Raw genomic sequence first — 8,605 nt, forward strand, 5'->3', positions numbered from 1 at the left:
CCGCTCCTATCCCGAAAATCGGGACATCCGCCTAAACCCATCGCCCGCCCGCATCATACAGTATAGTATCTTAACTCAAAAAGGAAAGTGATATCATGACGCGTCATTCTCACTATTATCACCGCCGATCCACCAACCAGCGCTCCCTCATTGAAAATGAATCACTGCCCCAGGCGCCATCGCCATACCCTGGCATCTCTCCATACAGCGATTATCCGGAAGTGGGTGAAACCGCGTTATATCCATATACCGACGGTGTAACGGACATGGAGGCTTCGGCTTCGGCTCTGGCTCCATCCACGAATTCCGGCGGCGGTGGCCTGGCAGGTCTCCTTGGCGGAGGAGGCAGCAGCGGCAGCGGCGGTGGAGGCGGATTAAGCAAGCTCCTCGGCGGGCTCGGGGTCAACAATATGAGCGACGTTAAGGGACTCATCGATCGGATGGGCGGCATCGACGGCATCGTCAACAACATTGGCAAGGTACAAAAGCTCATGCAGGGCTTCCAGCAGCTTGCCCCCATATTCTCCGTGCTGGCAGGCGCACTTAAGAAGAAAGGCAAAAGCGGATCCTCTCCAAGCACATTTACGGATCAGAATGAGGACACCTACGAATATAGACCAAAAAGACGCCGTTCCTCGGGAAGCCGACGCCGCTCCGGATCGCGCAGAACATCCGGCAAAAGCAGACGTCGCCGTTGATCTATGTAGATCGGTAGACTTTAAACCGTACCGTGAGTCACAGAAACACCGTATCCTCTGATCATCGAAGGATATTGGGCACGATTGGTTTAGCAGATACGTTTGAAGCTCACTATAGGCGGGATCATCCGAACCAACATACATCATGCAGCAGGCTCCAGTCTGTTACCCTAGGCTGGAGCCAATCCTTTTATCAACCTATAATATCCTCAGCGCGTCCAGTCCCCTTCGGGGCTGGCTTCTTTATTCTCGTCGCTTTCGAGTGATTTTAACCGGAACCAATACGAGCCACGCAGACCGGAACGCAGCAGCATCATAATGCTGCCCAGCAGATACAGCACGGTCGGGATTCGCTTCATATGGGGATAGAACATCATGATGCTGCCTGCAATGAACAACAGGCCGGTCGCAATCTCGCTGATGACCATGCCCACCTCATAGCGGTTCGTAACGGCCAGCTTTCGTTTTCGCTTCCAAGCCAAGCGAAGCATCCGGCGCAGCAGCCAGGAACGCAAAGGCTCATCTGGTTGACGCGATGAACGCTTCTTGGGATGTGGTTTGAGCCTGAGTTTCATATGCAGTCCCTCCTCAGCAAGCCTTTACCCCTTACGGAGGAACAAGAAACCCCAGCGATTTAGCATTCGCCTTACGAGGCAGGACAACCTTCCCGCTTATCCGATAACTTCTTGGCAAGGACTTGGACCCAACCCACAGCAACTCTGACTAACATGCCTCTACTTCGGAATGGCATCACGATGTCCACGTCATAATAAACCTTTTTATTTAAACCAGCCTCTGCGCATAAACCACATCACCATGCCCCCGCCAAGCACAAACATGAGAATCAGCACGAAGAAGTATCCGTAATGCCACTCCAGCTCCGGCATATTTTGGAAATTCATCCCATAAATCCCCGCAATCAGGGTGAGCGGCATGAAGATGGTGGTGATCACCGTTAGTGTCTTCATAATCGTATTCATCCGATTCGAATTCACCGATATGTAGCTATCCCGAAGATCCGCCGTCATTTCGCGGTCGGCCTCGATCATGTCCGCCAGCTTCAGCAGATGGTCATAGATGTCGGAAAAATAAGCATGGTGCGCGTGATGCTCCAAATGCTGCGAGTTCACGATCCGGTACAGCAGATCCCGCATCGGCACGACCGTCCGCCGCAGGCGAAGCAGCCTCGAACGCAGCGCAAACACCTGATTCATTAGCTCCTCGACCGAATCCTTCTCGCCTCGGCTTTCCAGGTCCGCCAGCTCATCCTCAATGGCAAACAAGCTTGGGAAGTACTGATCCACCAGCTTATCCATGATCGTATAAGCCGTGAAGCTCGGACCGTCCTGGCCCAGCGGACCCTTGCCGGCGACCGAGGTCACGCGTTCCCAAGCATCATTCATTTCGGGCAGTGCTTTCTCGTGGAAGGAGACAATAAAGGAAGGTGCAAGAAACAGATCCACCTCGACGACTTCCAGCGTATCAGGCTGAAGGGCATGCAGAACAAAAAACTGCATCTGTTCATAATAATCCAGCTTCGGCCGCTGCAGAATGTGCAGGCAATCCTCCACCGCCAGCGGATGAAAGTGAAAATAGCTCTCCAGCATCCGGGCCTCCTCCGGTGTTGGCTCACTGAAATCGACCCAGACCCAGGCGTAATCCTCAATTCGAATCTCTTCAAGTGGCAGGCCGATTATCGCTTCATAGCTTGGCGTAATAGCGAACGTGCGAATCATGATAAGCTCTCCTTTCCTTGCACCTTCGATTTCGTTAAACAAAAAAAGCCAATCGATTCCTGATTGGCCCACTACTATCCATTATCTATGTGTAATTACGTTTTAGAAAAGAATTTTAAATATGACTCCTGCCAGTACAGCCGTAATGGGAATCGTAATAAACCAAGTCACAATAATGCGTCCTGCCAGAGACCATTTCACGGCGGAGAAGCGTTTCGCTGAGCCTACACCGAGAATTGCCGAGGTGATCGCATGGGTTGTACTGATCGGCAGATGAAGTAGCGTAGCCGAGAAGATGACGGATGCGGCCGAGAAGTCAGCTGCGAACCCGTTGATCGGCTCGATTTTGAAAATTTTCGTACCCATGGTCTTGATGATCTTCCAGCCACCGATCGAGGTTCCGAGCGCCATTGCTGTCGCTGCAGAAATTTTAACCCAGAGCGGAACTTCCATCTCTGTCAATTGACCGGAGGTGACCAGAGCAAAGGTGATAATCCCCATCGCCTTCTGTGCATCGTTGGTACCGTGCGTGAAGGATTGAAGTGCTGCCGTAAAGATTTGCATCGTACGGAAGCCTTTATTCACTGTATGCGGACTGTGTTTAGCAAAGATAACCTTGAGCAGCTGCATGACCAGATAACCGATCACAAAGGCAATGATAGGCGATAGGATCAACGCCAAGACGATATCCTTAAATCCGGCGTAATTCAGCATGTCGCTTCCCGCGCCGACAAATACCGCACCGGCCAATGCCCCGATCAACGCATGGGAAGAGGACGAAGGCAATCCGAACCACCAGGTAACCAGGTTCCAGATGATGGCTGCAAGCAATGTTGCAATAACAACCTCGATCCCGTTATCCAGCTTGGTCGGATCCGCGACGCTGCCGCCGATGGTTTTGGCAACCCCTGTGAACAGCATCGCACCGATGAAGTTCATACTGGCTGCAAGCAATATGGCTACCCGCGGCTTCAAGGCCCGGGTTGATACCGACGTTGCAATGGCATTCGCCGTATCATGAAACCCGTTGATGAAGTCAAATGCAAGCGCCAAAAAAACAACAATTACTAATACTAACATCGTTGTATCCATTGTTCAGGACTCCCTTACGAGTTGCGCATAATGATGGATTCCAGCATATTTGCCACGTCTTCGCAGGTGTCCGTGGTCGTTTCAAGACGTTCGTAAATCTCTTTTTTCTTGATCAGCAGAATCGGGTCAGAGACGGTGGCGAACAGATCCTTGATACAGATGCGCAGCAGCTCGTCGCCTTGGTTCTCCAGATCGTTCAAGCGGATCGTGTACTCACGAATAGCCAGAAGTTTCTTTTGAGAGAGCAAATGAATGGCTTTCTGAATTTCGTAAGCCGATTGACGCAGAATTTCAGCAAACTGTACCATGTACTCGTCAGGTTTCCCCAAATTGTACATATAGAACCGGGATGCGGTTGCTTCCAATCCGTCCATCACATCGTCCATGCTGGTTGTCAGGTCCATAATATCATCGCGTTCGATTGGCGTGATAAACGTTTTGTTGAGCTCAGTAATGATGGTATGTGTATAGGTATCACACTGGGACTCGTATTTCTTCATTTCATTGGCAAATTCAAGCACATCTTGAAGATTGGAAACGTGCTGCGAAAAATAATCTGCGGCTTGTACCACCGTATCGGCCATATTCTCCAGCGTTTGGAAGAATATATCCTTCTTCTTCAATTTCATACTCTTAACCCCTTTTTTCGATAAATTGCCGCGAACGCCCTCAAAAGATAGACAACCTTGACTATCTTATCACATCCATGGCAGGGTGTGTATAGAAAAGTAACACTCAGAAATGTAAGGAACTAACAAAAAAGAAGATACATGGATATCGCTTCAATTCTCCTGCCTATTAACATCTCCGTATGAGTGCAAATTATCCCGACAGAGCATCCTCCATCCACATCTTATGCATCAAGGATTCGTAATGGTCACATGGCTTTCAAAAGAAGGCGAATTCGGCACAATGTTGAAATACGTCGTTCCCGGCACCAACGGCACTTCCTTGCCGTCCTTCACGAAACGGATCGCATCGCCCGCTGCGCGTACCCACTGCCCCTCGATGACTTCGCCCCGCTGGAACAGCATCGCTTTCCCGCCCGTTTCCACATTCACGGCAAGCCGGCCCACATCATCCAGCACTTTATGATCCGCCCCCAGCACAATGACATTCGCGGCCTCCAGCTGAACATTATCGTTGAGATCCACATGCGGCGATCCGTTGACCCACCGTTTGTACGTATTGGTCGAACCGTCATACTCATAAGCCACCACATAACTATCCAGTAAAAATTTGATTTCTACCTTCTCCCCGGGTTCACCGGAAACAACCTCCACAGGCGCCGTTCCCTCTGCACCATCGCCGCTTGCAGCCGCCGGCTCCGAATAGAACGAATATTGCGGCACTTTCACGTCGTTGCCATAATTAAGCTTGGCCGCTCCTTCACGGAGCTTCTCGTCGCTGGAATACAGATTATGCGGCGCTTTGCGTTCCTTGTCTCTCCAGAAATAAGAGCCTGCATTTCCGATCTCGTCCATATCCTGCTTGCCTTGCTTTTGGATGATGCTATAAGCTTCAGGGCTGCCTCCAGCATGCACAAGAACGCCGCCGTAGCTCTCGCCTAGATTGATCAGATAAGGACGAATGCTGCGGATCGGCCCGATCTTCTCAATGCCGCTCTGGCTTTGGAAAATGCCGATCAAACGCGTGATCCCTCCCTCCGCCAGCACTTCATACACCATGTCCGCTTGTCCCAGACCCGACTGCGGCCTTGCCGCTGGGGCGTTATTGATCATAACGGCCAGTGGCCGCTGCGTCAGTGATGCTTCTAACGGCAATCCGGTCAGAGGTGCCTTATATGGAGAAGATGCATTCTCCTGAGACACTTCCACTGGCTGCTCGATCGGAGCCTCCACCACCGGCGCCGGGACAGACTCTGCCTGCTGCTTACCACCACATCCGGACAGCAGCAATACTGTCGCCATCGACAACAAGCTTGTCCTCCATGCGAATTTCCTGAAAGACCCTTTGCTATGCATATTGTTTCCCCCTATGAACGCTCCCATTACTTATTACCCTAAATTTCCAACCTATTTGCCCAAAATTTCCAACCAACAATTCAACTTTAGTTTACATTTAATCACAAAATCCGTGCTTTGTCTGTATATGGAAGGGATACAATCCTTTAATGAATAAGCTTGACAGCATTGGCTTGGCAGCAGTTAAAAGGCAAACCATCGCGAGCTTCTTAACGACCCGATTTTTGACATAAAAAAGGAAGGCCTCTAAAGGCATACGTATAGGGCGTATGCTTTATAGCCTTCCTGCTTCAATCCGATTATTTAGCCGCAGAAGTTTCCGAAGAGAAAAGAGATGCCAATTCTCACCCGATCCGCAAACCAATATTGCCAAACTGCTCGCCCGCTGTCATCCGCCGGAACGCGGCCAGTGTCTCATCCAGCGGGTACATCCGGTCGATCAGTGGCCGAATGGTGTGCTTCTCCATGAACCGAAGCATCTCTCCGAACTCCTCGCGGCTCCCCATCGACGTACCGATCCAGGACAGCTGCGGAAAAAATAAAGCCCTCAGCGGAACCTCTACCACGTTGCCGGAGCTAGCCCCAAAGCTGACGATCCGCCCATTCGGCTTAATCACTTCCAAGTATTTGGAAAAGGTAGCCGGACCGATACTATCCAGAATCACGTCCACCTTCACCCCTTGCAGCTCTTCGTTCCAATCCCCGCCGCTGGAAAAAGCCCCGTGCACAGAATAGCGCCGCGCTTCTTCAAGCTTGGCTTTGCTTCGGGAAGTGACGCTGACGACAGCCCCCGCAGTTTGGGCCATGAGCATAGCGTAGGTTGCAACCCCGCCTCCTATACCTGGTATAAGCACATGCTCGCCCGCCTTGATTTGCGCCCTCGTAAACAGCGCACGGTAGGCCGTTAGCGCGGATAAAGGCAGTACTCCCGCTTCCTCCCATGTCAGGTATGCCGGCTTTCTGAAGGCATTGTCCGCTGGGATGACGACCGTCTCGGCAAACGTACCGTCCGTGGGTCCGCCTAGGATCTGCGGCACCACCGGGACCTCTTCGGTGTTATCCCAACCGATCGTCGGATGGATGATGACATCCGTGCCGACAGTCAGATCGCTCACTCCTTCACCCACGGCATCAATGATGCCTGCGCCGTCTGAACCCAGAATGAGCGGCGCATCCGCCGCACGGCGTCCCTTCATCAGAAACAGATCGCGGTGATTGAGTCCGGCCGCCTTTAAACGGACCCGAATCTCACCGGGACCCGGTTGTTTCGATTCCATATCGCCGACCCGAAGTCCGTCCAGACCGCTCCGGCCATGATGAATGGCTGCTTTCACATGAATCTCTCCCCTTCTTCCGGCTTGTGTAGGCCATGTTAGGTTCAATTGTATAGTTCGCTTCGGAGCATGTAAAATGAGTAGTAATGAAGATGGCATTCAGTCAGAATGAAGGCAGGAAGGTGAGACTAGTGGAAAGTGGAGATTTACGGATATTTCGCGCAGTAGCGGAGGAAGGCAGCATTACGCGGGCGGCCCAACGCCTGCAGTATGTTCCCTCCAATGTCACGGGCCGGATCCGCCAGCTGGAGGACAGGCTGCAGACAGCGCTGTTTATCCGAAGCAATCGAGGGATGGAACTGACCCCGGCCGGCGAGCGCCTGGTTGGATACACGCGTCAAATTTTAAATTTGCTGGATGAAGCGGAGAAATCCGTACAGGCGGAGGATACGCCGCGGGGACCGCTACGAATCGGTGCGATTGAATCCACCGCCGCGGCTTATCTGCCGGGACGCCTCGCCGACTATTATGCCCGTCACCCCGAGGTCAGCCTGTCCCTCACCACGGGCAACTCCAGCGTGCTGATGCAGCAAGTGCTGGACCGCGAACTGGACGGCGCTTTCGTGTACGGCCCTTTGACGCATCCCCTGCTAAAGCAGATTCCTTCGTATGATGAGGAACTGGTGCTCATCTCCGAAGCCGGAGCGGCAAGCCAGCAGGAGCAACTGCAGAAGCCGATGCTTATTTTGTCCACAGGCTGCACTCACCGGTCCAGAGTGGAGCGCCTGCTGGCTGAAGCCGGAATTCAACATCCGCAAATCATAGAGTTCGGTTCGCTCGAAGCCGTGTTAGGCGGGGTTGCTTCGGGTCTCGGCGTAGCGCTCCTCCCGAGGTCCAATGCCGTTTCGCTTTCCAACGAGAAAAATATTGCAGCCATGACACTGCCGGAGTCCTACCGCCAGGTCGTGGTGTATTTTATCTATCACCGCGATGTGCCACTGAGCAGCGCCCTTCGAGCTTTTCTGGAGCCGGAACATCTAAAATGATTGAAGTTTTGGCCCGAAGCGGGCCCATCGGATCGAATAACCATAACGAGAGGGATCCCTCCCCTCCCGTTATTTTTTTGTGGTTCATCACGGCAAAAACACAACTTCCGATTTGACATTTCAAGGAAAGCCACCTGAAATCTAATCTCTTGAGAACGAAGCTGCTTTTTTATTGCCTACGGACACGATTTCGGCTGCGTTCATAGTATCCTCGAACTCACGCTGATATGACGATGCCAGTTAATAAGACACTCTTCTAATCGGCTAAGTAACCAAGTTCTTGTCAATTTCGGCAAAGTCTATAATTTCTTGTCATTGAGTTACGACAAAAACTTATAGACTTAAGACAAAAAAACACAACTTATGCGGCTTTCAATGTCTATATTTTCTTGGCGTCCGACAGCAGCGCTCTATGGTTCTGAGCCGCAGGCTTGATCATTGGGAATTGAACAGCCATCCAAGCATGCCCAAGACTACACACCTTGTACACAGGGAGCAGTGCTCAGAAGAGTGCGGCGCACACAAGACAGCAATGCACTCAAGACAGCAGTGCATTCGATGACTGATTACCCTCCGCGTACCGCCCATTCTGGAATGTTCACAACTTTGTGATATTTATCACATGTAATGTGAATATTTTCACTTATAATAAAGACATAGAGAAGGTGATCACTTCCCAAGGCAACAAGAACCAACAACAACGACATCAGAAACAACGGAATGACTCATTAATCCAAAAAATCAAAACTCACTTAAGGAGTGGTTTATATGTAT

The 8,605-nt window shown here is 51.4% G+C and carries 8 protein-coding genes; 2 read left to right on the plus strand and 6 right to left on the minus strand.

Going from position 1 to position 8,605, the window contains the following annotated elements; genetic code table 11:
- Positions 1-95 precede the first annotated feature (95 nt).
- A complete protein-coding gene (locus J7E85_RS19825; RefSeq protein ID WP_215160713.1) occupies positions 96-698 on the plus strand; it encodes a hypothetical protein in 603 nt (200 codons plus the stop codon).
- A 209-nt stretch (positions 699-907) separates the two neighbouring features.
- Here J7E85_RS19825 and J7E85_RS19830 read toward each other — a convergent pair whose 3' ends face one another.
- From J7E85_RS19830 to J7E85_RS19855, 6 genes are all read right to left on the minus strand, one after another.
- Positions 908-1,273 (minus strand): YrhK family protein, encoded by a 366-nt coding sequence (locus tag J7E85_RS19830; protein ID WP_215160715.1) that lies wholly within the window; start codon positions 1,271-1,273, stop codon positions 908-910.
- Positions 1,274-1,477: 204 nt separating this feature from the next.
- Complete coding sequence (gene corA, locus J7E85_RS19835) at positions 1,478-2,434, minus strand: magnesium/cobalt transporter CorA (RefSeq protein ID WP_215160717.1); 957 nt, start codon at positions 2,432-2,434, stop codon at positions 1,478-1,480.
- Positions 2,435-2,536: 102 nt separating this feature from the next.
- Positions 2,537-3,526: an inorganic phosphate transporter gene (locus J7E85_RS19840; protein ID WP_215160719.1), complete on the minus strand. Its 990-nt coding sequence runs from the start codon at positions 3,524-3,526 to the stop codon at positions 2,537-2,539.
- 14 nt (positions 3,527-3,540) lie between these two features.
- Entirely contained in the window at positions 3,541-4,155 is a 615-nt protein-coding gene (locus J7E85_RS19845) for a DUF47 domain-containing protein (protein ID WP_053489885.1), read from the minus strand.
- Positions 4,156-4,386: 231 nt separating this feature from the next.
- Positions 4,387-5,457, minus strand: coding sequence for a DUF3048 domain-containing protein (locus J7E85_RS19850; RefSeq protein WP_483311330.1), 1,071 nt, complete (start codon positions 5,455-5,457; stop codon positions 4,387-4,389).
- A 398-nt stretch (positions 5,458-5,855) separates the two neighbouring features.
- Positions 5,856-6,845, minus strand: coding sequence for a zinc-binding dehydrogenase (locus J7E85_RS19855; RefSeq protein ID WP_215160723.1), 990 nt, complete (start codon positions 6,843-6,845; stop codon positions 5,856-5,858).
- Positions 6,846-6,976: 131 nt separating this feature from the next.
- Between J7E85_RS19855 and J7E85_RS19860 the strand changes: the two genes are divergently transcribed.
- Positions 6,977-7,831, plus strand: coding sequence for a LysR family transcriptional regulator (locus tag J7E85_RS19860; RefSeq protein WP_215160725.1), 855 nt, complete (start codon positions 6,977-6,979; stop codon positions 7,829-7,831).
- Positions 7,832-8,605 lie beyond the last annotated feature (774 nt).

This window comes from Paenibacillus sp. ISL-20, assembly GCF_018613005.1.
Lineage (GTDB): Bacteria > Bacillota > Bacilli > Paenibacillales > Paenibacillaceae > Paenibacillus_AQ.

Excerpts from the sequence above, each read along its gene's own strand:
- J7E85_RS19830 (WP_215160715.1), bottom strand. The coding sequence starts at position 1,273 with ATGAAACTCAGGCTCAAACCACATCCCAAGAAGCGTTCATCGCGTCAA.
- J7E85_RS19825 (WP_215160713.1), top strand. The coding sequence starts at position 96 with ATGACGCGTCATTCTCACTATTATCACCGCCGATCCACCAACCAGCGC.
- corA (WP_215160717.1), bottom strand. The coding sequence starts at position 2,434 with ATGATTCGCACGTTCGCTATTACGCCAAGCTATGAAGCGATAATCGGC.
- J7E85_RS19850 (WP_483311330.1), bottom strand. The coding sequence starts at position 5,457 with ATGGCGACAGTATTGCTGCTGTCCGGATGTGGTGGTAAGCAGCAGGCA.
- J7E85_RS19840 (WP_215160719.1), bottom strand. The coding sequence starts at position 3,526 with ATGGATACAACGATGTTAGTATTAGTAATTGTTGTTTTTTTGGCGCTT.
- J7E85_RS19845 (WP_053489885.1), bottom strand. The coding sequence starts at position 4,155 with ATGAAATTGAAGAAGAAGGATATATTCTTCCAAACGCTGGAGAATATG.